Here is a 24,149-nt window from a genome sequence, read left to right on the forward strand (position 1 = left end):
GTCGCACGGCGCTCGCCACGACTTTGGCGGGGGTATCGCAACCCCGAGTCAGGTAGGTGGCCATGCTTACTGGCGCACACAGTCGTAGCTTGGAGTGGTGAGTCAACCCAAGGATCTGCCCCGGACCGTCGGTGAGCTGCGTGCTTCCGGTCACCGCGAACGGGGCGTCAAGGCCGAAATCCGGGAGAACCTGCTGGCAGCACTCGCGGACCGCCGCGACATCTGGCCCGGGATTCTCGGATTCGACGACACGGTGATCCCGCAGCTGGAGCGGGCTTTGATCGCCGGACACGACGTGGTGCTGCTCGGTGAGCGCGGCCAGGGCAAGACCCGGTTGTTGCGGGCACTGACCGGATTGCTCGACGAGTGGACGCCGGTGATCGCGGGGGCCGAGCTGGGCGAGCACCCGTACAGCCCGATCACGCCGGAGTCGATCCGCCGCGCCGCCGATTCGGGTGAGGATCTGCCGATCGAATGGCGCCACCGCAGTGAGCGCTACACCGAGAAGCTGGCCACGCCCGATACGAGCGTGGCCGATCTCGTCGGCGACATCGACCCGATCAAGGTCGCGGAGGGCCGGAGCCTCGGGGACCCGGAAACGATCGCCTACGGGCTGATCCCGCGCGCGCATCGCGGCATCGTGGCCGTCAACGAACTGCCCGATCTGGCCGAGCGCATCCAGGTGTCGATGCTCAACGTGATGGAAGAGCGCGACATCCAGGTGCGCGGCTACACGCTGCGGCTGCCGCTGGACGTCCTCGTCGTCGCGAGCGCCAACCCGGAGGACTACACCAACCGCGGCCGCATCATCACCCCGCTCAAGGATCGCTTCGGCGCCGAGATCCGCACGCACTACCCGCTGGAGATCGATGCCGAGGTGGGCGTCATCCGCCAGGAGGCGCATCTCGCGGCCGAGGTGCCGGAGTACCTGCTGGCGATCCTGGCCCGGTTTGCACGCAATCTGCGTGATTCCAACTCGATCGATCAGCGTTCGGGTGTGTCGGCCCGGTTCGCGATCGCGGCCGCCGAGACGGTGGCGGCATCGGCGCGGCACCGCTCGGCCATCCTCGGCGAGGACGATCCCGTGGCGCGTGTCGTCGACCTCGCCACCGTGATCGACGTGCTGCGCGGCAAGTTGGAGTTCGAGACGGGCGAGGAAGGGCGCGAGCAGGCGGTGCTGGAGCATCTCCTGCGACGCGCGACCGCCGACACCGCACAGCGGCTGCTGGGCGGCATCGACGTCGGCCCGGTGGTGGCCGCGGTCGAGGAAGGCTCCCCGGTGACCACCGGCGAGCGGGTGTCGGCGAAGGACGTGCTGGCCGCGCTGCCGGACCTGCCCGCGGTCGACGCGATCACGACTCGGCTGAATGCGGTGTCGGTCGGACAGCGCGCCGCCGCGATCGAATTGGCGCTCGAAGCGCTGTATCTGGCCAAACGCATCGACAAGGTGTCAGGGGAGGGCGAGACCGTCTATGGCTGATCCCGGCCGCGGCGCCGGCCGGGGCCATGGGCATACCTCGCGGTATTCGAGGTACACCGGTGGCCCCGACCCGTTGGCGCCGCCGATCGATCTGCGCGACGCGCTCGAGCAGATCGGCCAGAACGTGATGGAGGGCAGCTCGCCGCGGCGGGCGCTGTCGGAGCTCATGCGGCGCGGCACCCGCGATATGCGTGGCGCGGACCGGTTGGCCGCCGAGGCCAACCGCAGGCGTCGGGAACTGTTGCAGCGCAACAACCTCGACGGCACATTGCAGGAGATCAAGAAGCTGCTCGACGAGGCGGTGCTGGCCGAGCGCAAAGAACTCGCACGGGCGCTCGACGACGATGCCCGGTTCGGTGAACTGCAGCTCGACTCGTTGTCGCCCTCGCCGGCCAAGGCCGTGCAGGAGCTCTCGGAATACGACTGGCGGTCACCGGAAGCCCGCGAAAAGTACGAGCAGATCAAGGATCTCCTCGGCCGCGAGATGCTCGATCAGCGTTTCGCCGGCATGAAAGAGGCCCTCGAGAATGCCACCGACGAGGACCGTCAGCGTGTCAACGACATGCTCGACGATCTCAACGACCTGCTGGACAAGCACGCGCGCGGCGAGGACACCCAGCAGGACTTTCAGAACTTCATGGATAAGCACGGCGAGTTCTTCCCGGAGAACCCGCGCGATATCGACGAACTGCTGGACTCGCTGGCGAAGCGGGCCGCCGCCGCGCAGCGGTTCCGCAACAGTCTGTCCGAGCAGCAGCGGGCCGAGCTGGATGCGTTGGCGCAGCAGGCGTTCGGCTCACCGTCGCTGATGAATGCGCTGAACCGCCTTGACGCACATCTGCAGGCGGCCCGGCCCGGCGAGGATTGGACGGGCTCGCAACGGTTCTCCGGTGACGACCCGCTCGGCATGGGGCAGGGCGCCCAGGCGCTGTCCGACATCGCCGAGTTGGAGCAGTTGGCCGATGCGCTCTCGCAGAGCTACGCCGGGGCCACCATGGACGACGTCGACCTCGACATGCTGGCCCGCCAGCTCGGCGACGAGGCCGCGGTCGACGCCCGCACCCTCGCGGAGTTGGAGCGCGCCCTTGTCAATCAGGGCTTTCTGGATCGCGGCTCGGACGGGCAATGGCGGCTGTCGCCCAAGGCCATGCGGCAGCTCGGCCAGACCGCACTCCGTGATGTCGCGCAACGCCTTTCGGGCCGGCATGGCGAGCGGGACACCCGGCGTGCCGGTGCGGCCGGCGAGCTGACCGGTGCGACGCGGCCATGGCAGTTCGGCGACACCGAGCCGTGGAATGTCACCCGCACGGTGACCAATGCCGTACTGCGCCAGGCCGGTACGGGCACGGTCGAGCGTCCGATCCGGTTCGCCGTCGAGGACGTCGAGATCTCCGAGACCGAGACCCGCACGCAGTCGGCGGTGGCGCTGCTCGTCGACACGTCGTTCTCGATGGTGATGGAAAACCGCTGGCTGCCGATGAAGCGCACCGCGCTCGCGTTGAACCACCTGGTTTCGACCCGTTTCCGATCAGATGCCTTGGAGATCATCGCGTTCGGCCGCTATGCCCGCACCGTGACCGCCGCCGAGTTGACCGGCCTGGAAGGCGTCTACGAGCAGGGCACCAACCTGCACCATGCGCTGGCCCTCGCGTCGCGGCATCTGCGTCGTCACCCCAACGCACAACCGGTCGTGCTCGTGGTCACCGATGGCGAGCCGACCGCGCATCTCGAGGGTTTCGACGACGGCTCCGAGGTCTTCTTCGACTACCCTCCACACCCACGCACCATCGCCCATACCGTGCGCGGTTTCGACGAGGTGGCCCGGCTGGGTGCGCAGGTGACGATCTTCCGACTCGGCTCCGATCCGGGGCTCGCCCGATTCATCGACCAGGTGGCGCGTCGCGTGGCAGGCCGCGTTGTCGTGCCGGACCTTGACGGCCTGGGCGCCGCGGTTGTCGGGGACTATCTGCGTTCGCGTCGGCACTAGGTTCGCGTTTGCGCCGAACCCGACGCTTTGGCTGATTCGACGGCGGCGGATCGACCTTTGCGTCGATCTCGATGACAGTGGGAGCCACGCCGGGCCTGGCTGCGTCCAAACAATGTGGAGATTCCATTCATCGGCAGTCACGCGATAGCCGCGGGCCACCTCACCAGGGCCCACCTGCGCAGCCAGTATCGGCCGCTGTACCGCAACGTTTACGTCCCGCGCCGGTATCAGGCGTTCGCTGCGCGACCGGATTGTCGGCGTGGGCCTCTCGTCGCCCGGAGCAGTGATCGCCGGGGTGGCCGCGTCGGCCGTGCACGGGGCGAAGTGGGTTGACGACGACGTTCCCGTCGAGCTGATCGCGGGCGTGCGACGCCAAAAGGGGCTGATCGTTCGCGACGAGACCCTCGATGAGGAGGAGGTGACCGACGTCGCAGGCATCCGGGTGACCACGCCGGCCCGCACGGCGTTCGACCTTGGCCGCCATCTCCCGCGTGACACGGCGGTCGAACGTCTCGACGCGTTGATGAACGCCCGGCCATTCGCCGTCGAAGACGTCGTGCTGTTGGCGAAGCGTCATCGCGGGGCGCGTGGCCTGCGGCGGCTACGGGCGGCGTTACCGCTTGTCGACGGCGGCGCCGAGTCACCACGGGAAACCTGGCTGCGGTTGCTGTTCCACGACGCCGGGCTGCCGCGCCTGACCACGCAGTTCGTGGTTCATGACGAGCGCGGACGCTACGTCCGGCGACTCGACATGTGCTGGGAGCAATTCGAAGTCGGAGCCGAGTACGACGGCGAGCAGCATCTCAACAGTCGCCGTCAGTATGTCCTGGATGTCCAGGTCAACCGGACGCTGCAGCGCCTCGGCTGGCACGTCATCCACGTGATCAAGGAAGATCACGGTTCCGACATCGTGGAGCAGGCGCGCACCGCTCTGCTGTCGCGCGGCTGGAAACCCACTCACCGAAGCCGACGCAATGGTCGTCGCGCCGCGAATATTTCAGCCAGAGCGTAGGTTTCGCGGACGGGAATGCTGCGCCACGCGGCGCCGGAGCACCTCGTGGGCCACCATAAGCGCGTGCGCCAAACCCCATTCGCACGGGAGGTAATCGCGGGCACGGACTAAACGCGCTGCCAATTCAGGTGATTCGTCCCGAAGGATGCGTCGGGCGCGACGGGCGTGGAAGGTGTTCGACGCAATCTTGACCGCCGGCGCGTCGGCCATCATGGGTATCGAGTTGGTGATGTTCTCGACGGTCGTCCTCGATTGGTCTTCGAGAGCGATGTTGGTGGCGGGAACACCGAGCGTCACGACCGCGTAGTTGGCCATCATCTGCGCTTCTGAAAGCTCTGAGCGCACCGCTCCGCCGGAGAAGATGAAGCGCGCACGCGCCGGGTCAGTCGACCGCACCGCGATGCGTACGCGCCACCGGTGCAGGGCCGGCCGCGGGCAGCCCAGCACCAGGATCACCTCACCGTCCTCGACACGGCCTGGGTCAAGGCCTTCGGCGGGCAGATCTTCCCGCGACGCCCGCCACGTCAACCACTCACACCAGGCCAACGCGGTGCCGACAACAATCGCCCCTCTCGTCCACATCCCCATGCCCCCATTCGACCATCCCGGCGATTGGGCGGCCGGACGTCACCCCGTCAAGAGCACGAAAACGACGCAGTGGTCGATCCGCCGCGACAACTTCGACCATTGCGTCGGTCCCGCGTGGGACGCCTCGGGCTGACTCTTGACCAAAATCGCATTTTGGTCAAAGCTGGAGTTGTGGATGCGCGACAGGAGCGTGCCGACCGGATCCTCGACACGGCCAAGGATCTGTTGTTGCGCTGGGGCTATCGGCGGATTCGGATCGACGAGGTGGCGAAACGGGCCGGCGTCGGCAAGGGCACCGTCTACCTGCACTGGCGGACGCGTGAGCAGATGTTGTCGGCTGTCGGCACCCGGGAAACCGCGGAGATGGTGGACGCTGTCGTCGCGGCGCTGCGGGTCGATTCGGCGGAGGTGGCACCGCATCGGTTGATGCGGCGCATCTTCGTGGAGGCGATGAGCCGACCGGTGTTGCGGGCGATCTACACCCAGGACATCGAGACGGTGGATGCCCTGGTTACCGATGGCGCCCAGAAGGCCATGGGTGCAACGAACTTCGCCGGCTGGCGGGAGTATCTGACGATCGCGCACGAATACGGTCTGCTGGGCGCGGGCCTGCGACCCGAAGATGTGCATTACCCGCTTACCGCGTCGGTCTTCGGTTTCTTCGCGGCCGAGCCCATGCTGCCCGACGAGCTCGGCCTCACCTTGGACGAGAAGGCCGACCAGTTGGCAAGCACGTTGCGCCGCGCATTCGAACCTGCACGATCTCCCGCCCGCAAGCACCTCGACGCTGCCGCCGCGAAAGTGATCGCCCACTACGAGCGGCTCGCCGAGGAATTCCGGGCGCTCACCTATGGAGGAGGCCAAGATGACCCGAAGTGACAACGACAGCTGGGATTTGGCGTCAAGCGTCGGTGCGACGGCGACCGTGGTGGCAGCTCAACGCGCCATCGCGGCTCGCGGGCCGGATCCGCTCATCCACGACCCATACGCCGAACCGTTGGTGCGCGCCGTCGGGTCGGACACCTCGATACGCATGCTCGATGCCTCCACCGACGAGGAGCCCGGTGCCTTCGGTCTCAAGCAGGTGGCCGAGGCGATGGCGGTCCGTACCCGCTTCTTCGACAAGCTGTTCGCCGACGCGGCAGCCGCGGGCGTGCGTCAGGCCGTGATCCTGGCCTCCGGGCTGGATACCCGGGCCTACCGTTTGGAGTGGCCGGCGGGCACGGTCGTCTACGAGATCGACCAGCCGGCGGTCATCGAGTTCAAGACCAACACGTTGGCAGGCTTGGGTGCGTATCCCACCGCTGAGCGGCGGACCATCAGCATCGACCTGCGCGACGACTGGCCGAAGGCCCTGCTGGACAGCGGATTTGACAGGAATCAACCCACGGCATGGATTGCCGAGGGGCTGCTGATCTACCTGCCGCCCCAAGCCCAGGACCGGTTGTTCGACAACATCACGCAGCTCAGCGCGCCGGGCAGCCACCTGGCCACCGAGTACATCCCCGACGCCGCGGCGTTCTCCGACACCCGGTCACGACGCGTCTCGGACGGCTTTCACCGATTCGGCTTCGACGGTCAGCTGTCCGAACTGGTCTATGAGGGCGAGCGCAGCGACGTGACCGACTACCTGAGCGCACACGGCTGGGACGTGACGTCACAGACCCTCGAAGAGGTCTATGCCGCCAATGGATTCGAGTTGCCCGGTGATGACATGTTCGCCGCGTTCGCCGACGCCCGAACGGTCAGCGCGACACTCCGAGCAACTGCGTCCTAGACGAGTTCGTCTGTGGTCCTGGCGATCTCAGCGTGGCGAAGCCTGGCGATGATGCCGTCGAGGTCACGGATGAACATGTCGGGCCGGAAGACGTGGCCGCCGGGCACCTCGTGCCATTCATGCGGGATGCCGGCTTGGCCGAGGCGTTCGCGGAACTCCCGCTGGCCGGCAAGCACCTGGGTCTCGTTCACGCTGTCGAACCAGTTGAGTGGGTCGGGGCTGGTGCCGGCAAGCAGGAAGATCCGTTTGTTGCGGTAACTCTCGATGCGCTCGACCGGATTGTCGGCACTTACCCTGGCCTGATCCCAGAACGGTGCGCCATAAACGGTGCCGCCGGCGAGGTCCAAAACGGCCGAGGTGATGTTCGCCCAGTGCACGACGAGTCCGAAGTCGCGGCGCAGACTCGCCGGGCCCGAATGGCTGCTCACCGAAGCGAAGTGGCCGAAGTACTTGGCCGCGTACTTCAGCGCGCCGAAACCACCCATCGAGAACCCGCACACCGCGCGGCCGTCATACTCGGCGAAGGTCCGGAAGTTCGCGTCGATCCACGGCAGTAGTTGGGCGATGTGGAATGTCTCCCAATTGCGGGGGCCGACGAACGAGGTGACCGGGTTGGAATACCAGCCCGCGTGCCCGCCGTCGGGCATCACGACGATGATCGGTTTGCCTGCGCTCCAGTCGCGGATTCCCATGAAGTCGAAGCTGCGGAAATCCGCGTCGGGGCCGCCGCCGTGGAAGAGATAGAGGACGGGGTAGGAGCGTCCGCTGGTGCGGTAGTCGTCGGGAAGCAGCACATTGACACCGGGATTCCAGCCCACCGCGGCGGTCTGGAATCGGTAGTACCACAGGCGCGGATCGTTCTCGTTGCGATCGACGATCCGCAGGCCGAATCCGTCGCTGCGGCCGGTGAATACGACCAGTACCTGCCCGACGTTGATGACATCCGGATTGGCGATTCCGTTGACCGTGGCAAGCAGCGGATGGAACGAGGCGTTGCCGTAGAACCGCGCCGCCAAGGCTGCCAGCGTGTCTCCTGCGACGACGCGGTGGCGCGCGATATCCGGGATGATCAACCGCTGCCCGGCCGCCAGGGACGCGGATGTGTTGGTGCCGCTGGCCCCTGCGATGAACCGTGCCAGTGCGGCGTCGCCGTAGAACCGCTGAGCCACTGCCGACAGAGTGTCGCCTGCCGCGACGGTGTAACGCGTGAAGTCGGGGAAGATCAGCGGTTGGCCGACATTCACCACATCGGGATTGGGCACTCCGCTCGCAGTGGCGATCAGCGGATACAGTTCGGCTTCGCCGTAGAAGCGCAGCGCCAGTGCAGAGAGCGTTTCCCCCGCGACGACCGTGTGTGTTCTGACCATCTCCACCCCTGAAGTTGAACCGGCAACTATCTCAATTGTGCGCCCGATCACACTCGAAGACGATCGATTCACCAATGCGACACCGGCAGTTGGGTCTTCTCCTCACCGCCCGTTGGCCGTCGCGTCGCCGAGACACCGCACGCTGACGCGCATGGCCCATACCGATCACCGACCGATGCTGCCCCGTCGTACCCTCCTCCGCGCTTCCCTGGCCGGGGCCTTACTGGTCCCCGCCGCGGCCGCGCTGCAAGCCTGCGGCACCTCGGCGACCGGAGGCCCGCAGACGACGACCGGTCTGATCACCAACCGCCCGCGTCTGACCCATGGCGTCGCCACCGGCGACCCGCGGGCCGACGGTGCGCTGGTGTGGGCCCGCTCCGACTCGACAGCCCGGATGATCGTCGAGACCTCGGCCACGGAGTCATTCTCGAATCCTGTGCGTGTCGAGGGGCCGCAGTTGACTCCGGCGACCGACGGAACCGGACGCGTGCGCATCACCGGTCTCGAGCCGGGACAGACCGTGCACTACCGCGTGACACTGGAGGGGGAGAACGGCGCCACGTCCGAACCTGTGGCGGGCATCTTCAAAACCGTTCCCGCACAACCGCAGGACATCAAGTTCGTCTGGTCGGGCGATGTCGTCGGTCAGGGCTGGGGAATCAACCGGCAGGGCGGAATGGCGATCTTCGGTGCGATGGCCGACCGCAACCCGGATTTCTTCGTGCATTCCGGCGACGCGATCTATGCTGACAACCCGGTGCCGGCGTCCCAGGAACAGAATGACGGCCGCATGTACGAGAGTGTCACCGCGCCGGCCAAGGACCATGTGGCGCAGACACTTGATGACTTCCGCGGCAACTATGCCTACAACCTCGGCGACGAGCACTACCGGCGCTTCAATGCCACAGTCCCGCAACTCGTTCAGTGGGATGACCACGAGGTGGTGAACAACTGGTTCCCCGGCGAATCGCTTGCCGGGCAGAACCGTAAGGGCTACACCGAAACCGACGCCGACAAGCTCGCGGGCTACGCCTATCAAGCGTGGCGCGAGTGGCAGCCGGTCGAGCCGTCGGAAGCCGTCGACGGCCGACTGCACCGAAAGATCTCATACGGCCCGCTGCTCGACGTCTTCGTCCTGGACATGCGGTCGTACAAGAACCCCAACACGCAGGCATGGGCCCAATCCGACGACGGCGGGGTCCTGGGACGCGAACAGACGCAGTGGCTGATCGACGGTCTCCGGCAGTCGAAGGCAGTCTGGAAGGTCGTCGCGAACGACCTTCCGATCAGCATCGTGGTACCGGACTCGGCCACCGATCCGGTCGACGGTCCCAAATCGATGGAGGCCGTCGCACAAGGCGAGAACGGGCGGCCGCTGGGACGCGAAATAGCCTTCTCCCGCATCCTGTCCGAGACCAAAGACGTTCAGAACGTCGTCTTCGTCACGGCCGACGTGCACTACACGGCGGCGATTTCATATCACCCGGAGCAGGCCGGGTTCACCGACTTCACGCCATTCTGGGAGTTCGTGTCCGGGCCGCTCAATGCCGGTTCGTTCCCGGAGAGCCCACTCGACGGCACGTTCGGTGCGCGGTACGAGTTCGTGCACGCGCCGGCCGAGAAGAACACGTCCCCGGCGGAGGGGTTTCAGCATTTCGGCGAGGTCGTGATCGACTCAGATTCCCGGACACTGACGGTGAACCTGTGCGATGCCACCGGAAAGCCGTTGTACACCAGGGAATTGCCGCCCGCATAGCGTGCGGGGGACGCCGACGGTGGCGTTGCCCTCACCACGAGATGCGTGAGTACTTGGTCGTTGCATTCGTGAAGATTCCCTCGTGGAAGTTGCTGGAGCGGGCGCGCGGGTGTCGCGGCGTCCGGTAATTTCTGCTCATTCTGGCGAAAGGCATGGGATGGCTAAGCGCACGGCATCAGTCCTGGGCGGCGTGGCGTTGACGATGGTCGCCGCGCTGGGCGTCACCCAACCCGTGACGACCGTCCAGCTCGCGGCGCTCATCATCGGCGCGAGTTCGACCAACCCGAGCGGCGACGGCGTCGAGGATTTCTACGGCGGGCTCTATCAACAGGGGCCCGGTGAAACCGTCGTCGCCAATTTCTTCACCGGACCACCCGGGATCTATCTTGCGATCTACGACAACCGCGACGACGACAACAACGTCGTGCTGTCGTCGGGATGGGGCGCGGCCAACACCAGCCTGCTGCTGAGTTATCTCAAAGCGACGAACGATCCGGTGCTGGCCGACCCCACGCTGTACGTGCTCGACAACAACGTCGCCAGTCCGAACGGCGGATTCGGAACCCGGCTGCCGGCTTTCGCGGTCATCGGCGTCAATCCGATACCGACGCCGACCGATCCGGGCGTGCCCGTCGTGAACGTGGTCTACGAGTACGACATCAATTCCAACATCCCGGCCTACCTCTGGAACGCGCCCGCGATGGCGAACTCATTGATGGCCTACTTCGAGCGGCGGCTCAACCAGGAAAGTCTGGACTTCCCGATCGATGCCGACGGACAGGTGCGGGACTGCGACGCGGCGTGCGAGGCCACCCTGGACTCGGGCGGGACGATCGAGCGCACCATGGCCGACGGTCAGACCGTCCGCATCAGCCGCGTCGACGACACCACCTACGTCGGCTACGAATCCACGAACCTGCCGCTGGTGGCGCCGCTGCGGGCGTTCGGCGAACCGGGCAACCGACTCGCGGATGCGATGACGCCTGCGCTGAGCGCTGCCGTCGACTACGGGTATCCCGACAACGACCCATTGGCCGACCCCGACAAGTACGTCTCAGCCCGGCTCGTGCCGACCCGGCAGGAGACCGAGCGATTCGTCGACGAATTCAGGGCCGGCATCGACGAGGGCGTCGAAATCCTTCGGGGCGACGACGAGCCATCGACAGTCACCCGACCGCTCGTCCGCAAGAGTCTCGACTTCTCGCCGAAGCCATCGCGCGATTCGAAACCGCGGCGGCCGGGGGCGACGATGGTCGAGTCCGTTGTGGAGGGTGTTCGCACCTTGGCCCGGCGGCTTCAAGCGAAAGCCGATGAGGCCCCCGAGCCTGCTGCTGGCTCCGCCGAAACATCGAGCGCCGGGCCCACTGAAGGCTGAGTGCCGCCGCTCCCGGTCCTTTCAGTTGAGCGCACCCGTGGTGTGCCTGCCGAGTTCCGCTCCGCCCGGAGCTGGCCCCGTTCGACGCATCAAGCAAACGATATGACTGCGCGGGAATAGCTCGACTCGCAACGTCAGGCCTGGTGACTGCGCATTGACGAGTAGTTAGCAAGCCGAGTTATTTCAGATGCAAATACTTTACGCCTACGGCCGCACAACCTGCGCTTTCAATGATCTTGATTGATCCATTCATATGTTTGAAAGTTCAACCAACTGGGATGGTAGTAAAGCGGTGAATCCAAACATGGCTAATTTTTTCCCCCATTTTCCTTGTGGGGCCGCAAATCCCGTCATACGCTTCTCAGGAACTTCTAAGTTCTTCTCAGCTTTTGCCGACTCTTGCGGGGGAAAACCATGGCTGTCCGTCCGATCTTTACTGTGGGCGCCGCGCTGCTCAGTGCAGGCGCCGTTGTTGCAGCGACGCCGGCGTTGCTTGTGCCGAACGATGAGGTCCAGATTGCTGCGCCAGCCGCCGTGGAACGGCAGACGCTCACGGCTGAGCAATACGAATTGCTCCGCGTGGCAACGTCGTTGGTGGGTGCTTTCTTGTTCGGCCACGGAGCGCTGGTGACCGGTGACGGGACGGGGAGCTGCAGCGCCGATGGTGCAGTTTGTCTCGAAGGCTTCACCGGCGCGGCGTACTACCTTGTTGACCAGTTCATTCCGGATATCGACGTACGTCCGGGCGATGGCCCGCCGAACAATCGCCCGATCGACCGAGTCTTCTTCGAGGAAGGCTTTACGGGAGTGGCGCACGACCTCACGGGCGCCTTCGCCGACGCTATCGACAACGCCGATCCGACGGGTCGTCTCGACTTGGGGGATCGTGTAGACGACTTCTTCGAGGGCGGGATTACGCAGCTCGTCGGAAATCTTCTGCTCGACAACCTTCCGGAGGACACCTTCGTCTACGGGATCACGGACGCCTTCTTCTTTGGTTACGGCACGCCCGGACTAGAGGATGCGGGCTTCGTGGGCGTCATCAACTATGTCGTCGATGCGTTCAGACAAGGGACCCCCACCCCTGTGCCCACAATCGCCGATGCACCCGAAGGTGCGACGCTCCTGTCGGAGGAAACGGACGTAGAAAGTGGCCAGGAATCTGGTCCGACTTCGACGAGAATGCCGTCCGGATCGTCTCTCGTCAGCGTTTCAACACCTTCGCTCGGAGCACCGCTTAAGCGGATGGCAGCTCCTGAGGAGGAACCCGAGGCCAAGGCCGATGTTGAGGAAGAAAATACCGTCGTCGATGGCGGCGTCTCCCCAGTGGCGAACCCCCAGCCGGCGGCGCCGACGTTCCCGAAGTTCGAGGTGCCCAAGCTTCCGGAGCTGAAGCTTCCGCAGCGCAAAGTGGTCGAGAAAGAAGAGGCCATCGTTGAAGACGGGACGGAGCCCGTTGACACTAAAGACGGCAATAAGGCCGAAGTAGAGCCAGTCATTCCATTCGGAAAGCCGAAGTCGAGCGAAGGCGGCGGGAACTTCTTGAGCAATCTGAATAAGGCCGTGAAGAAGGCTCTCGGCGGTGGCGCTGACAGCGGTGACACCAGTAGTGACGGCTCAGCTTCAGGAAACGACGAGTAACCGGGCGATAGTGGCCGATATGCCGCTTGCAATGGCCTCCTCGAAATATGAGGAGGCCGTTGTCAGCTCGAGACCGCGCCTGGGTCACTTGTATCTGTACGAGTTCCGCGATCTTATCGGTGAAGAACATGGTGTGGTCTGGCCAGAACGCATACATAGCCGTGCATCATTGATCTCTTGGGTCAGCGGCTCGGATGACCCGGGTATGGCTGGTAGGCGAAACTTCGATGAAGATTTCAACCGCAGCGGTTGGATGGCGGTCGACGGCTTGGCGAATTCTCGTGACCGCATGCGAGCACGACGTAGTCAGGTGAAGAGCGACGCGAGTGTTGCGGGCGCAGTTGTGAGCGATGACGTCACGCGGGGAATCGGCATGACGAACAGCAGTCCCTGGCAAACATTGTCACTGCTTGATTGGTTGCCAGATCGGCGATCGTGATCGATCCCAGCACGAAATTAACCTGACGGACAACGGGAGGTGGTTGCCGCAACATACGGGATGTGGTTAGTGGACGGACTTTGCCTGGATTTCTTGGGGAAACCCGCACCACGGGACATAAGTGGCCCTGGCCCGCTTCCAAAGGCGGATGGGGTTTTTGAGGCTCGGACGGCAGTCGAAACCGTGCGCGTTTTCGGCTTGCCGGGGGGCAAACTTGCCTTTACGATCTCTCAGGAACTTCTAAGTTGCGTCAGTCGAAGCGCTTAATCCACTGTCGCCCCGTCCCCCAGGGAGTACTGCATGGCACTCAAGCCATACATCACCACCGGCGCCGCGCTTCTGAGTGCAGCCGCGGTGGTTGCCGCGACCCCGTCGCTGTTCGTTCCGAATGAGGAAGTCGCGATTGCGGCACCTTCCGCCGCGCCGGCGCCAGCCACGAAAACGCTGACTGTCGAGCAGTACAACCTCTTGGCCGTCAGCCTGGCGGGCGCTTGGGATTCCTTCTTCGAGGGTTACGGCGGCTACTACTACCAGGGTGTGGTTCCTGCCACGACCTACTATGTCGAGAACGCCGAAGGCGAGCTCGTCGCCGCCACTGCCGCAGACGGAGACGCCCCTCTGCTGGATGCGGACGGAAACCAGGTCTACACACGTAACGCGAGCGGCCAGCTTGTTGCCGCCACCGCCGCGACGCTTGGCACGACGGGCCGGTTCCTCGACGCGGAAGGCAATCCCGTCGTCGTCGCCGATCCCGGCAACTGCAGCGCGACCGGCGCTGTGTGCCACCAGGGCTTCACCGGCCTGGCGTACTACCTGAGCAACGAGCTGCTGCCGTTGGGCCCGATCGATGACATCTTCTTCGAGGCCGGCTTCACCGAATTCGCGCGGATTGCCTCCGTGACCGTCGCCGCAACGATCGACGAGCTGGATCCGACCGGTCGCCTCGATCTCACCCGTCGTGTCGAGGATCTGTTCGCCGGTGGCGCTGCCCTCGTTGTGCAGAACCTGATCAACGACAACCTGCCCGACACTCCGCTGGGTGAGTGGACCAAGGGCCTCAACAACGCGTTCTTCGAAGAGGGCGTCGTCGGAGCGTTCAACTACGTCGTCGGTAACCCGTTCGAGGTTCCCGATGAAGAGGAAAGCAGCTTGGTCTCCACGCTCGTCGCCAATGTTGAAGGCGCCGAGGAGACCTCGACGGAAGACCCCGGCGTTGCGAAGCTCAACCTCGGCAAGCTGGTGTCGCTGAAGGCCGAGCCCGAGACCACCCCTGAGGCCACCCCGGCTGACAAGGTTGTGGAAGAGGCCGAGACGCCGGCCGAGACCGTCAAGGAAAACGTCGAGAACGCCGCCGCCACGGTCCAGGAGAACATCGAGAAGACCACGGCTGCCGTCCACGAGCAGGTCGACAAGACGGCGACCGCCGTCGAGGAGACCACCAACGAGATCCAGAAGACGGCCGAAGAGCGTCGGGCCAAGTTCCAGGCGCGCGTCGCGGAGCGTCGTGAGAAGGTTCGCGAGTCGCTCGGCCTGTCCTCGCCCAAGGACTCGGAGTCGGAGAGCGCCACGTCCGGTTCGGAGACCAAGGACACGGAGACCAAGGATTCGGCCACCAAGGACGCCGACACCAAGGACGCTGGGTCGAAGGAAAGCAAGCCGGAGAAGAAGACCGAGAAGAAGGCCGACACCAAGAAGGCTGAGAAGAAGAGCGACTCTGGCGACGAGTAATCAATAGCCATAACAACGGCCCCCTCCAAAATGGAGGGGGCCGTTGTGTTTTCGAGGATTGTGAAGTCGCTGTGGGTTGGCTGTCTGAATTTGTGAGCGACGGCGGAACACCGAATGAATATCGCTACCAGTACCTTTCGCGAACTCACCCGGTGCCATACGTTTCCTCCGGGTCAGCGGCAATGTCGCCGTTGGCCCCAATATGACTGTGGCGCAACGCCAATCATGAGAGGCAACGGGCATGGCAAAACATCGGAAGATCTCCGAGCGGTCGGTGCGGACCCGGACGTTGGTGGGCGGTGTTCTCGCGGGCGGTGCGTTGGCAGTGGCCGGTCCGGCGGGTGCGGCATTCGCGGTGCCGACCAACACCGGCAACCCGTCCGCTGACGCCGTGGGCAGGGCGTCGCTGGACAACCCTGCGCCGGGTGTCCGTGCGGCACAGGCCATCGGGGATCACGTCTTCAACCAGAACACCCCGGTCAACAAGGCTCTCGACGACAGCGGGCTGGGCCGCGTCTACCACCTCAACTTCGGGACCACGAGCGCAGACGGCATCACCCCGGGCAAGAACGGTGTCGTCGTGGGCGAGCTGAACGTCAACGCCGGCAAGTACTACTACGACCAGGCACAGGCCGCGGGGCTGCCGCTGCCGGGTGAGAAGGATCTGCCCGGTGTCGTGCCGAAGGTGCTGAGCGGCAACGCAAAGGCCGCCAAGACGGGATCCGCGGAGAAAGTGTCGAACACCTGCACCGCGTCGACCGCCAAGACCAAGGTCAGCGCTCAAGCCGCCAGCTGCTGACGTCCTCGAACAAAAATGGGCGGGCCCTCTCGGGCCCGCCCTTTTCGTACGCTCCTGTCGAGCTAGCCGATCTGCTTACGGCGTTTCTTGCGCTTGACGCCGACGCTGCCCCACAGGGAGAACCCGCGGACGTGGACGCGGGGAGCGCCGGGCGTACCTTCGCCGTTGACGCTGTGGTCGAAGTTCCCCATGACGCCGACGCCGTGCACGTCCACATTCACCTCCGGCGGCACGAGAATCGTCTGACCACCGCAGATCGAATAGGTGCGGATCTCGACGTCGGTGGCGGTGAAGTCGGCGTAGCGCAGATCGACCACGCCACCACCGAAGAGCGCGAAGGTCGTCAGTTTCTTCGGCACGTTCCAGCGGCCGCGACGTTCGAAACCGCTCATGATCGCCAGCAGCAGCGTCGACGGACAGGGGCGGCCGGCGCCGCGGGAGTAGTTGACGGCACCGGGTAGGTCCGCGCTGATTCGGGCGAGATCGCCGTAGGTCTCGGCCGAATATGCCTTTGCTAGCCGGTCCTCGTATTCGGTCATCGGCAGCCGGCCCGCAGCGGCAGCATCAGTGAGCAGCTGCGCCACCTGAATTCGATCGGTGTCAGCAGCCCGCAACGACCCATTCTGCGACGCTGAAGTGCTCATCACTGATGAGCCTACGACTATCGCTGGCACATGCAAGGCCGATGGCCGAACTGTGGCGCTACCTTGACGCGGCGAACCCAGTAGGCGGCCAAAGTTTATGCGGTAGAACCCAGATAATCCTGGAAAGTTGTGGTGCCGACGCTGTTCTCCGGGGTCAGATTGGCTCCAGATCTGTAACCCGCGACGATGCGCCCAGGCATCGTGAAACTGACCACGTGTCGCCCGCTATTGTGCGCTGAGAGATACAAGTGTCCCAATTCTGAGTGAGGGCGAACCTCCGGTCCGCCTATATCCGCGACGCGTCCGGACGGTTCTGTATCGATTAACTCGACGAGTCGGCGCGCGACATCACGAGTGTCGATCGGCTGGAATCTCACGTCACGCAATGCCCACAAAACGGGGGAGAACCGCTGGATCGAGAAGATCATTTCGATTAGCTCGTGGAACTGCGTCGCGCGCAGCACGGTGTAACCCAAACCCGACGAAGCGAGTAACTGCTCGACCCGCAACTTGGTCTTGTAATACGGCAACGGAATGTCGTCGATCCCCACGATCGAGATGTAGATGAGGTGCCCGACGCCGGCGCGGCGGGCGGACTCGATCAGGTTCCGGGTGGCCGTGACGTCCTTGCTCCCCGTGGGCTGGGTCGCACAGTGCACGACGACGTCGACGCCGTCGAGCGCGCCATCCAACCCGTCAGCTGCCAAGAGGTCACCACGCTGCCAGTGCACACCGGTGTAGCCCACGCGGTCCCGGCGGCTGAGCGCCTTGACGTGATGACCGGCTTCGGTCGCCTCGGGCACCACGTGATGGCCGAGGGTGCCGGTCGCGCCAGTGACGAGCACAGTGCGTGGCATGTGCGCCACGCTACCGATGCATCACCGATGCTGTCAGGTACTTCGGGTGGTCAGCCGATCACTGGCTGACCGGCGAGCGCAACCACACGAGTGTGTTGCCGCGGCCGACGTAGCTCAGTTCCAGCCTGTCCTTGGCGACCTTGAGCGGTACGTAGACGAAATCGCGATCGCCTGCGCCGTCGGTCCACTGCAACCACAGCACGCACGTGTCGGCGGCGGACTCGGGTTGGCGGTCCTTTGCCGGCGTCTCGTCCCAGCGCGTGAAACGCCAAGTGCCGAAGTCGATTACGCCGTCGGTGTCGGACTTCAGCGCGCCGTGCGCGCCCAGCGAGATTGTCGTGGGACTGTCCTGCTCCTGCCAGTCGCCGATGAACTGCTCGACGGTGAATCCGGCGCCGGGGCACTGTTGATCCGCGGACGTGGACGGGGTCTCTGGCGCGGGGCTGTCGCAGCCCGGGATCACCACCGTGACGAGTGCGATCGCCAACCAGATTCCGCGTTGCCACCGGCGTTCGCTCATGCGCCTCATCGTCCACGGCCCGGCGGGAACGTGGGTGCGGGTCTTCTCGATTCAGACGGAATCTTTACGGCTAGGCCGCTGCCTTGTCCTTCGAGGTCTCCTTGGCCGGCTTCTTCGACACCGAATCCTTGGCATCGTTGGCCGCCTTCTCGACCTTCTTCACCGCGTCCTTGCCGGCCTGCTCCACCTTGTCGACGGTGTCCTTCACCTTGTCCACCGTCTCTTGCACCGACTTCTTGACCGGATCGCCCGCGTCGGCGGTGTGCTTGCCGGGTGATGCCTTGAACGACTCCGTGATCTTCTTCAAGCCCTTCAGCGGCTCGCGGTCCTTCAGCGAATCCGTCTCGGCATCAAGGTCTTTCACCGCGTCCTTGATCGGCGTCGCCTTCGTGTCTTCGGTTGTCTCATCGGTTGTCTCATCGGCCTTCTCGACCACGGGGCCGACGTCCTCGGCCGACACGTTGAGGGTGCGCAGCGTGTTGTCGTCGGAGGGAACGGAAGTGGCCGACAGCGGGCTTGCCGGTCCGCCGGGCGCGGGCTCGTTGACCTTGAACACATTGTCGAGGGCCGCGGTGACCTGCGCGTCGATGTCGTCGAGCACACCGGTGACCGGTGCCAGCCCCGTCTCGACGGCGTCGAACATCGGGTTGGCCGCGTCTTGCATAGCTTCCAGCGCGGCCGAAAGCGCCGCTGCCGCAGTCTCGGTGAGCGGGTTCTCGAAGACCGGCGACAGGTCGATGCCGGGGATCGTCGGGGTCCACTTCTGCGGGTCCAGCGCATTCTCCTGGATACCGTCGATCAGCGCGTTGAAGATCGTCTGTCTCGCCGCGAGCTTCTGCGTCGGGGTGAGCGGTGAATCATAGAAATACGCTTGTTCACCCGCCATGTCGAAGCCCCGTTCGAGCGTCACCGGGTCGACATCCTGGTAGCCCATGTTGACCATCATCCGTAGCGCTTCTTCGAAGCTGTCGGTGATCGGCGTGGGAATGTCGACGCCAGGGAGCAGGCTGACGAGACGCGGCACCATCCGGAACGGCTCGAGCAACGGGAGATTGCCTGAGTCATAAGTGATGTACGTTGCGGTGCCGGGGAACTTGGTGGCGTTGGCGACCGCTTCCAACGCTTCATCCAGTCCAAGGTTGAGGATGTCGAGATCGTCGATGACATTCACGATCTCGTTCCAGCCCGGCACCATCTCCAGTCCCTGCCCGCCGGTGATGTCGACCATGACTTTCAGCCCGTCGAGGATCCCGGCCACTGCTTGCGGCAGCACATGGCTCGCGATGTTGTTGCCCTCGCTCGGGAGCAGGTACGTCAGGAACACTGCGCCGGTTGCTGCGTTGGCCCACGCCAACGGATTCAGCGTCGTCGGTGCATCCGACAGGATGTTGTAGGCCCAGCTGATGTCGAGGATCGAGGTGTTGAGGACCTTCGTGATGTCGCCGTCGGCATCCTCGTTGGTGTAGCTACCTGCCGGCGGTGTCGAGAGGTTCAACCCGAACAAGTTGGTGATCGGGGTGGCCAACGCGAAGAGACCGCCGCCGGGACGGCTCGGATTGTTGAAGAAGATCAGCCACTGACCCGTGACACCCTCGCCCCAGTTGGGGTCGTTCGATTGCACCGCTTTGATCATGTCGCGGTACGCGAGCGATGTGGTCAGTCCACCAAGGCTTTCCGAAAAGATGATCGCACGGCGCTGGTTGAGGATGGGTGCCTCGTTGATGATCTCGGCAACGAGACCATCTATCGCATTCCAGATGAGGTCGCCGACGATCGGAATCGCTTGGATCGGTTCCCCGAGGATGTCGGTGACGCCGTCCAGCGTGTACTCGAGGCCGTTGACGGCGTTGTACACATCGCTTGGCAGCGGACCTTTGATGCCCGCATCGACAGGCGAGATCGCGTCGAGCAGTTCCAGAAGGCCGGTTACCGCACCGGCGACTTCGCTGCCGCCGAGTAGACCGGCCGCGGCCTGGATGACGTCCGTCGGCGTGAGGCCCAAGAGCTGAGCGGCCCAAAAAACCGGGCCCACACCGTAGATGCCTACGAGGTCGGGCACGTTCAGGAGGTCGTCGAGGCCGGGCACTTCGGGCAATGCCGCCAACGCAACCTCGGCCTCGACCGTCCGCTTGTGGGCCAAGTAAGCCTCGGGCGCCTGTGAAGCGGCCCCGGCAGTGAGCGCAGCTGTCGTGGCGACGACGGCAGCGGTGACGGCGGCTGCTTTGGCTTTCTGGAGACGGGGAGGGGTTGGCTTGGACATTAAGCGCGCCGCCTTCGGTATGAGCTGGCCAACAGTGCTTGCACACGGTAGCAATTCGTACTCAGCTAAATCTTAGGTTTGCGGAGAAAACTTTCCGTGGCGTCAATCTGTGCAGTTCGGCCTGATGAAGCGCGGATGTCGGCACGCGGATACGCGAGTTACTGCATCCGCGGGTGCGCGATTTCTGAACTCGCCTGGGCGATCTCGCGGTGACCCCGAGTGTGCGTCAATCGTGCCCGGAATTCTGGCCGGCGCGCCAAACGCGCGAGGCGATAGTGGCAGTCTCTGCCAAGTTCGTTGCGAGATTCGCATGATCTTGGTGCGTCGCGAACCGCGCGCGATCGTCGATTCAAAAAACTCTGGCCACTTTGGTTGCGCGGATTAACTTCATGTACAGCTGTCACAACGCGGGCCATGAACGCACGCCGACTTGTCTGTCCTTCGCACTAATGTTCGAATCGTGAGCGCGACCGCCGAGCGAATGGATCGCGAAACGCTGCTCGCGCTCTATCAAGTCTTCGAAGAGACCGGTGCCCTCATCGCCGCGGCATCCCACGACACACTGACGTTGCCCGACCTGATGCGGGTGGCGATGCTTCGTGAACGGATTCAACGCGCCCACGGCGCGGTGGACAACGTGATCATCGCTCGTATGACCGCCGAGGCGACACCTCAAGCCATGGGCGGCAATTCGATGCGGGATGTGTTGGTGAACTGCCTGCGTATCAGCCGCGCCGAAGCCGGCAGGCGGATCGCCGATGCCGCTGACCTTGGGCCGCGACGGGCAGTGAATGGCGAATCGCTGCAACCGAAGCTGCCCAAGACGGCGGCCGCGCAGTCGCGCGGTGAGGTCGGCACCGAACACGTCCGGGTTATTCGTAAGTTCTTCGCGAGCTTGCCGGGATGGGTCGGCGCCGATGACCGGGCCAAGGCCGAGACGATCCTCGCTCGGTCCGCTCCGAGACTGTCGCCCGACGAGTTGCGTCAGGCCACCGACCGGATGCTGATGACGATCGACCCGGACGGAAAACCGCCGTCTGATGCGGACCGGGCCCGGCGTCGTTACCTGTACGTCGGCAAGCAGGGTCCCGACGGCATGAGCGAGGTCAAGGGCCTGCTCGACCCGGAGGCCCGGGCCGTGTGGGACGCGATCTCAGCCAAATGGGCCGCGCCCGGCATGTGTAATCCCGACGACGAAACCCCTTGTGTCGACGGCGAACCCGACAAAGAGGCCGTCGAACGGGACAGCCGTACCCAGATCCAACGTAACCACGATGCGTTCAAGGCGGTCGGCCGCGCCATGTTGGCTTCCGGTGAGTTGGGGCAACACAACGGGTTGCCGTGCACGGTCGTCGTCACCACCACACTCGCCGAGATCGAGTCGGGGGAGGGATGGGCTGTCACCGGCGGCGGCAGCATGCTCCCGATGGCCGACGTCATACGGCTGGCCAGCCACGCCCACCACTATCTGTGCGTCTATGAATCGCACACCGAGGTCCCGATGTACCTCGGCCGCACCAAACGCGTCGCCTCACCGGGCCAACGGATTGTGTTGTACGCCAGGGACCGCGGCTGCACGCGGCCGGGATGCACGGCGCCGCCGTACTGGTGCGAGGTTCACCACCGCGACAAGGACTGGATCGCCGGGGGTCATACCAACGTGGACGAGCTGACCTTGGCGTGCAAGCCCGATCATCGACTGCTCACCAACAAGGGGTGGAAAACGCGAATACGCAAAGATGGCCGCACGGAATGGATTCCACCGCCTCAGCTGGACACCGGCCAGGCGCGGGTCAACGAATACCACCATCCGGAGCGGTACTTCGACGGACCCGAATGCGCCTGAAGCATGGGTGCGCGCCCGAGATTGGGCGAGCGCAGGCGAATGGGCGCGCGTGCGCGCGGCTGCGTACCCGGCCCGAGAGGATGCGAAGGACGAGCAAGGGATCCCGCAGCTTGGTCGGCGGGTCGACGAGATGGATGACGCGAAGCAATTGCTCGGCCACCCGGGCGTCAGAACGGGCGGCGATGAGCGCGGAGGCGACAAACCATTTCTGAAGACGCTCGCCGAGTGTCGGGCGCTCCGTGGCCGGTGGCGGGACGCGGTCGTTGGCGACGTTCCGTGCCCAGGTTGGGCCGATGTGTTCGGCTGCCCGGGCGAAGAAGCCTCGCCACAGGGCATCTGGGCCGGCCTGCAGGCAATCGCGCAGCGCGAGGGCTTCGAGCGCGGCCATCGTCATTCCCTGCCCGTATAGCGGATTGAGGCTGCACAACGCGTCACCGATCACCAGATAACCCGCAGGGAACCGGGGCATCAGGTCGAAGCGCCGCCACACCGAGTCCGTCTTGCGGAACACCGCCACGTCGCCGACGGGTTGTGCACCGCGCAGCCCGGCTGCGATCCGCGCGGGGAAGGCATCCGCGACCGACGCGAGCATGCCTGCGAAATCCGATGGTGGCGCGCCGAACCGACCTGACCTTCCGACCGCCAGCATCCATCGGCCGTGCTCGTAGGCCACCAGCAACACTCGTGGCTTGTGATCGCCATTGTTGGCCATGAGCAACCGCTCGGCGAACCCGGGCTGCGGCAGCGTCATCAACTGACTCGAATAGGCCCACTCCGACACGCAGGTCTCCTCGGGAGGCGGGCCGTAACCGTGGTCGTCGAGAAATGCGGGCAGTCGCGCGGTGCGCCCTCTGGCGTCGATCAACAGATCGCAGTGCAGTACCGACTCGGTGCCGCTGGTGCGGTTGAGTACGCGCACGCCCGATACCGCAGCATCCGCTGTGACGACCGGCTCGAGCATGTCGTAGCCGTCCAGGAACCTGACATTGTCGAGCGCCTGAGCGCGCCGGCGAACATGCAGTTCGATGAACGGCCGACTGCCGAGGTACAACCGCAATGCCGCCGGATCGGCGAGCCGGCCCGACTGGTTGAACTCATGCCGACCGATGCGGGCATAGATGTGCGACAGGATGTCGTCGTCGACCACGACCGCTCCCGCCGCGCCAAGTTCATCGAGCAGGCCCGGGAAGAACTCCTCCAGCACTTGGGGTCCGCGGCTGAGAAAGCTGTGCAGGTGTCGACCCTGTGGCACGCCCTTGCGTACTACCGCGTTGTCCGGCAACGGATCTCGCTCGACGACGGTAACCGATCGGAAGAACTGCGAGGCGGCTCCGACCGTGAGCAGGCCTGCCATTCCGGCACCTACGACTACTGCGTGTTCGCCAACGATGCTCATGTTCCCCCTCGGCGTCGTACCGACACCGTACCTCGAGTTTAAGAAAAATAAGACAAAAATAAGGTCAAGTTAAGAAGAATCCATTGGGCAGAATCGGAGTATGAGCTTCACGTCTCCCGGCCAGGTGGTGCTTCTCAACGGGGTGTCCAGTTCTGGGAAGTCGACAATCGCTCGCCAACTACTGGCCGACTTCGAGAGCCCGTGGTTCCACATGGCCGTGGACATGTTCGGCGCGATGCGCGCCGAGCAGCGCACACACGAATGCAACCCCGCCGATCTGCGAGAGGTGCTGCGCCGCACTCGCGCCGGATTTCACCGCGCGGTCGCCGGGATGGCGCGGGCCGGCAACGACATCGTGATGGACCACGTGCTCAGCGAACCTTGGCGCCTGCGTGATCTGCTCAAGGTCATGGCCGGTATCGACGTCGTATTCGTCGGCGTGCATTGCGCAGTCGCCGACGCGCATGAGCGCGAAGGTCGTAGGCGAGACCGATCGTTGGGAACCGCGATCGGTCAGATCGCGACCGTCCACGCCCACCGGATCTATGACGTCGAGGTGGACACCAGCACTGACTCCGCCGAAAGCTGCTCGGCGCAGATCCGCAACTATCTGCGTCATCCCGCGCCGAGAGCGCGCGCGTTCGACCGCCTGCGTGAATCAGCCGCTGGGCGTTGAC

The 24,149-nt window shown here is 64.6% G+C and carries 20 protein-coding genes and 1 pseudogene; 14 read left to right on the top strand and 7 right to left on the bottom strand.

The annotated features are described in order from the left end of the window. Positions 1–97: 97 nt before the first annotated feature. The 3 genes and pseudogenes from ACOI2T_RS06780 to ACOI2T_RS06790 all read left to right on the top strand — a co-directional run bounded on the left by ACOI2T_RS06780 (position 98) and on the right by ACOI2T_RS06790 (position 4,479). Positions 98–1,480 (top strand): sigma 54-interacting transcriptional regulator, encoded by a 1,383-nt coding sequence (locus ACOI2T_RS06780; RefSeq protein WP_067844869.1) that lies wholly within the window; start codon positions 98–100, stop codon positions 1,478–1,480. After that, the gene (locus ACOI2T_RS06785) at positions 1,473–3,467 is read left to right on the top strand and encodes a vWA domain-containing protein (RefSeq protein WP_067844137.1); all 1,995 of its coding nucleotides are present in this window, start codon (positions 1,473–1,475) and stop codon (positions 3,465–3,467) included. Before ACOI2T_RS06780 ends, ACOI2T_RS06785 begins: the two co-directional genes overlap by 8 nt. A gap of 114 nt (positions 3,468–3,581) precedes the next feature. Continuing rightward, a pseudogene (locus ACOI2T_RS06790) lies at positions 3,582–4,479 on the top strand (hypothetical protein). Here the strand turns inward: ACOI2T_RS06790 and ACOI2T_RS06795 are convergent. Then, complete coding sequence (locus tag ACOI2T_RS06795) at positions 4,465–5,067, bottom strand: YdcF family protein (RefSeq protein WP_421876122.1); 603 nt, start codon at positions 5,065–5,067, stop codon at positions 4,465–4,467. The pseudogene ACOI2T_RS06790 and the gene ACOI2T_RS06795 sit on opposite strands and share 15 nt — an antisense overlap. On the opposite strand from ACOI2T_RS06795, the gene ACOI2T_RS06800 reads away from it, so the two are divergent. From ACOI2T_RS06800 to ACOI2T_RS06810, 3 genes are read left to right on the top strand one after another with little or no spacing between them, the layout of a single operon-like run. Further along, complete coding sequence (locus ACOI2T_RS06800) at positions 5,066–5,200, top strand: hypothetical protein (RefSeq protein WP_421876125.1); 135 nt, start codon at positions 5,066–5,068, stop codon at positions 5,198–5,200. The two genes, ACOI2T_RS06795 and ACOI2T_RS06800, sit on opposite strands and share 2 nt — an antisense overlap. 38 nt (positions 5,201–5,238) lie before the next feature. After that, a complete protein-coding gene (locus ACOI2T_RS06805; RefSeq protein WP_409505024.1) occupies positions 5,239–5,946 on the top strand; it encodes a TetR/AcrR family transcriptional regulator in 708 nt (235 codons plus the stop codon). Then, complete coding sequence (locus ACOI2T_RS06810; RefSeq protein ID WP_409505023.1) at positions 5,933–6,844, top strand: class I SAM-dependent methyltransferase; 912 nt, start codon at positions 5,933–5,935, stop codon at positions 6,842–6,844. Before ACOI2T_RS06805 ends, ACOI2T_RS06810 begins: the two co-directional genes overlap by 14 nt. Here ACOI2T_RS06810 and ACOI2T_RS06815 read toward each other — a convergent pair. Beyond that, positions 6,841–8,211, bottom strand: coding sequence for an alpha/beta hydrolase-fold protein (locus ACOI2T_RS06815; RefSeq protein ID WP_409505022.1), 1,371 nt, complete (start codon positions 8,209–8,211; stop codon positions 6,841–6,843). The two genes, ACOI2T_RS06810 and ACOI2T_RS06815, sit on opposite strands and share 4 nt — an antisense overlap. 151 nt (positions 8,212–8,362) lie before the next feature. Here ACOI2T_RS06815 and ACOI2T_RS06820 point away from each other — a divergent pair, with 151 nt between their 5' ends. From ACOI2T_RS06820 to ACOI2T_RS06845, 6 genes are all read left to right on the top strand, one after another. Continuing rightward, positions 8,363–9,967 (top strand): alkaline phosphatase D family protein, encoded by a 1,605-nt coding sequence (locus tag ACOI2T_RS06820; RefSeq protein WP_409505021.1) that lies wholly within the window; start codon positions 8,363–8,365, stop codon positions 9,965–9,967. 157 nt (positions 9,968–10,124) lie between these two features. Further along, entirely contained in the window at positions 10,125–11,342 is a 1,218-nt protein-coding gene (locus ACOI2T_RS06825; protein WP_409505020.1) for a PE-PPE domain-containing protein, read from the top strand. A 438-nt stretch (positions 11,343–11,780) separates the two neighbouring features. Next, positions 11,781–12,983 carry a hypothetical protein gene (locus tag ACOI2T_RS06830; protein ID WP_421876129.1) on the top strand — a complete coding sequence of 401 codons (1,203 nt, stop codon included), beginning with the start codon at positions 11,781–11,783 and terminating at the stop codon, positions 12,981–12,983. Next, positions 12,925–13,422, top strand: a complete 498-nt coding sequence (locus ACOI2T_RS06835) for a hypothetical protein (protein WP_409505018.1) — start codon at positions 12,925–12,927, stop codon at positions 13,420–13,422. The genes ACOI2T_RS06830 and ACOI2T_RS06835 overlap by 59 nt, the downstream gene beginning before the upstream one ends. Before the next feature lie 300 nt (positions 13,423–13,722). Further along, positions 13,723–15,150, top strand: coding sequence for a hypothetical protein (locus ACOI2T_RS06840; protein WP_409505017.1), 1,428 nt, complete (start codon positions 13,723–13,725; stop codon positions 15,148–15,150). A 241-nt stretch (positions 15,151–15,391) separates the two neighbouring features. Then, a complete protein-coding gene (locus ACOI2T_RS06845) occupies positions 15,392–15,949 on the top strand; it encodes a hypothetical protein (protein WP_085144174.1) in 558 nt (185 codons plus the stop codon). A gap of 62 nt (positions 15,950–16,011) precedes the next feature. On the opposite strand, the gene ACOI2T_RS06850 is transcribed toward ACOI2T_RS06845, so the two are convergent. The 4 genes from ACOI2T_RS06850 to ACOI2T_RS06865 all read right to left on the bottom strand — a co-directional run bounded on the left by ACOI2T_RS06850 (position 16,012) and on the right by ACOI2T_RS06865 (position 20,230). Then, positions 16,012–16,593 (bottom strand): DUF1707 SHOCT-like domain-containing protein, encoded by a 582-nt coding sequence (locus ACOI2T_RS06850; RefSeq protein ID WP_067844173.1) that lies wholly within the window; start codon positions 16,591–16,593, stop codon positions 16,012–16,014. A gap of 95 nt (positions 16,594–16,688) precedes the next feature. After that, entirely contained in the window at positions 16,689–17,450 is a 762-nt protein-coding gene (locus ACOI2T_RS06855) for an SDR family oxidoreductase (RefSeq protein WP_409505016.1), read from the bottom strand. Positions 17,451–17,508: 58 nt separating this feature from the next. Next, positions 17,509–17,970 (bottom strand): hypothetical protein, encoded by a 462-nt coding sequence (locus ACOI2T_RS06860; RefSeq protein WP_409505015.1) that lies wholly within the window; start codon positions 17,968–17,970, stop codon positions 17,509–17,511. A gap of 70 nt (positions 17,971–18,040) precedes the next feature. Further along, positions 18,041–20,230, bottom strand: coding sequence for a PE-PPE domain-containing protein (locus ACOI2T_RS06865; protein ID WP_409505014.1), 2,190 nt, complete (start codon positions 20,228–20,230; stop codon positions 18,041–18,043). 481 nt (positions 20,231–20,711) lie between these two features. On the opposite strand from ACOI2T_RS06865, the gene ACOI2T_RS06870 reads away from it, so the two are divergent. Then, positions 20,712–22,076 (top strand): HNH endonuclease signature motif containing protein, encoded by a 1,365-nt coding sequence (locus ACOI2T_RS06870; protein WP_409505071.1) that lies wholly within the window; start codon positions 20,712–20,714, stop codon positions 22,074–22,076. Here the strand turns inward: ACOI2T_RS06870 and ACOI2T_RS06875 are convergent. Continuing rightward, a complete protein-coding gene (locus tag ACOI2T_RS06875; RefSeq protein ID WP_409505013.1) occupies positions 22,024–23,430 on the bottom strand; it encodes an NAD(P)/FAD-dependent oxidoreductase in 1,407 nt (468 codons plus the stop codon). The two genes, ACOI2T_RS06870 and ACOI2T_RS06875, sit on opposite strands and share 53 nt — an antisense overlap. A 142-nt stretch (positions 23,431–23,572) precedes the next feature. On the opposite strand from ACOI2T_RS06875, the gene ACOI2T_RS06880 reads away from it, so the two are divergent. Continuing rightward, a complete protein-coding gene (locus tag ACOI2T_RS06880; protein WP_409505012.1) occupies positions 23,573–24,148 on the top strand; it encodes a chloramphenicol phosphotransferase CPT family protein in 576 nt (191 codons plus the stop codon). Position 24,149 lies beyond the last annotated feature (1 nt).

Source organism: Mycolicibacterium wolinskyi str. Jessa 2025 (assembly GCF_049241375.1).
Lineage (GTDB): Bacteria > Actinomycetota > Actinomycetes > Mycobacteriales > Mycobacteriaceae > Mycobacterium > Mycobacterium wolinskyi.

What these genes read in the sequence shown, in the direction of transcription:
- ACOI2T_RS06785 (WP_067844137.1), top strand. Translation starts at nt 1,473, where the DNA reads ATGGCTGATCCCGGCCGCGGCGCCGGCCGGGGCCATGGGCATACCTCG.
- ACOI2T_RS06800 (WP_421876125.1), top strand. Translation starts at nt 5,066, where the DNA reads ATGCCCCCATTCGACCATCCCGGCGATTGGGCGGCCGGACGTCACCCC.
- ACOI2T_RS06795 (WP_421876122.1), bottom strand. Translation starts at nt 5,067, where the DNA reads ATGGGGATGTGGACGAGAGGGGCGATTGTTGTCGGCACCGCGTTGGCC.
- ACOI2T_RS06810 (WP_409505023.1), top strand. Translation starts at nt 5,933, where the DNA reads ATGACCCGAAGTGACAACGACAGCTGGGATTTGGCGTCAAGCGTCGGT.
- ACOI2T_RS06815 (WP_409505022.1), bottom strand. Translation starts at nt 8,211, where the DNA reads ATGGTCAGAACACACACGGTCGTCGCGGGGGAAACGCTCTCTGCACTG.
- ACOI2T_RS06820 (WP_409505021.1), top strand. Translation starts at nt 8,363, where the DNA reads ATGGCCCATACCGATCACCGACCGATGCTGCCCCGTCGTACCCTCCTC.
- ACOI2T_RS06825 (WP_409505020.1), top strand. Translation starts at nt 10,125, where the DNA reads ATGGCTAAGCGCACGGCATCAGTCCTGGGCGGCGTGGCGTTGACGATG.
- ACOI2T_RS06840 (WP_409505017.1), top strand. Translation starts at nt 13,723, where the DNA reads ATGGCACTCAAGCCATACATCACCACCGGCGCCGCGCTTCTGAGTGCA.
- ACOI2T_RS06845 (WP_085144174.1), top strand. Translation starts at nt 15,392, where the DNA reads ATGGCAAAACATCGGAAGATCTCCGAGCGGTCGGTGCGGACCCGGACG.
- ACOI2T_RS06850 (WP_067844173.1), bottom strand. Translation starts at nt 16,593, where the DNA reads ATGAGCACTTCAGCGTCGCAGAATGGGTCGTTGCGGGCTGCTGACACC.
- ACOI2T_RS06855 (WP_409505016.1), bottom strand. Translation starts at nt 17,450, where the DNA reads ATGCCACGCACTGTGCTCGTCACTGGCGCGACCGGCACCCTCGGCCAT.
- ACOI2T_RS06860 (WP_409505015.1), bottom strand. Translation starts at nt 17,970, where the DNA reads ATGAGCGAACGCCGGTGGCAACGCGGAATCTGGTTGGCGATCGCACTC.
- ACOI2T_RS06865 (WP_409505014.1), bottom strand. Translation starts at nt 20,230, where the DNA reads ATGTCCAAGCCAACCCCTCCCCGTCTCCAGAAAGCCAAAGCAGCCGCC.
- ACOI2T_RS06870 (WP_409505071.1), top strand. Translation starts at nt 20,712, where the DNA reads ATGGATCGCGAAACGCTGCTCGCGCTCTATCAAGTCTTCGAAGAGACC.
- ACOI2T_RS06875 (WP_409505013.1), bottom strand. Translation starts at nt 23,430, where the DNA reads ATGGCAGGCCTGCTCACGGTCGGAGCCGCCTCGCAGTTCTTCCGATCG.
- ACOI2T_RS06880 (WP_409505012.1), top strand. Translation starts at nt 23,573, where the DNA reads ATGAGCTTCACGTCTCCCGGCCAGGTGGTGCTTCTCAACGGGGTGTCC.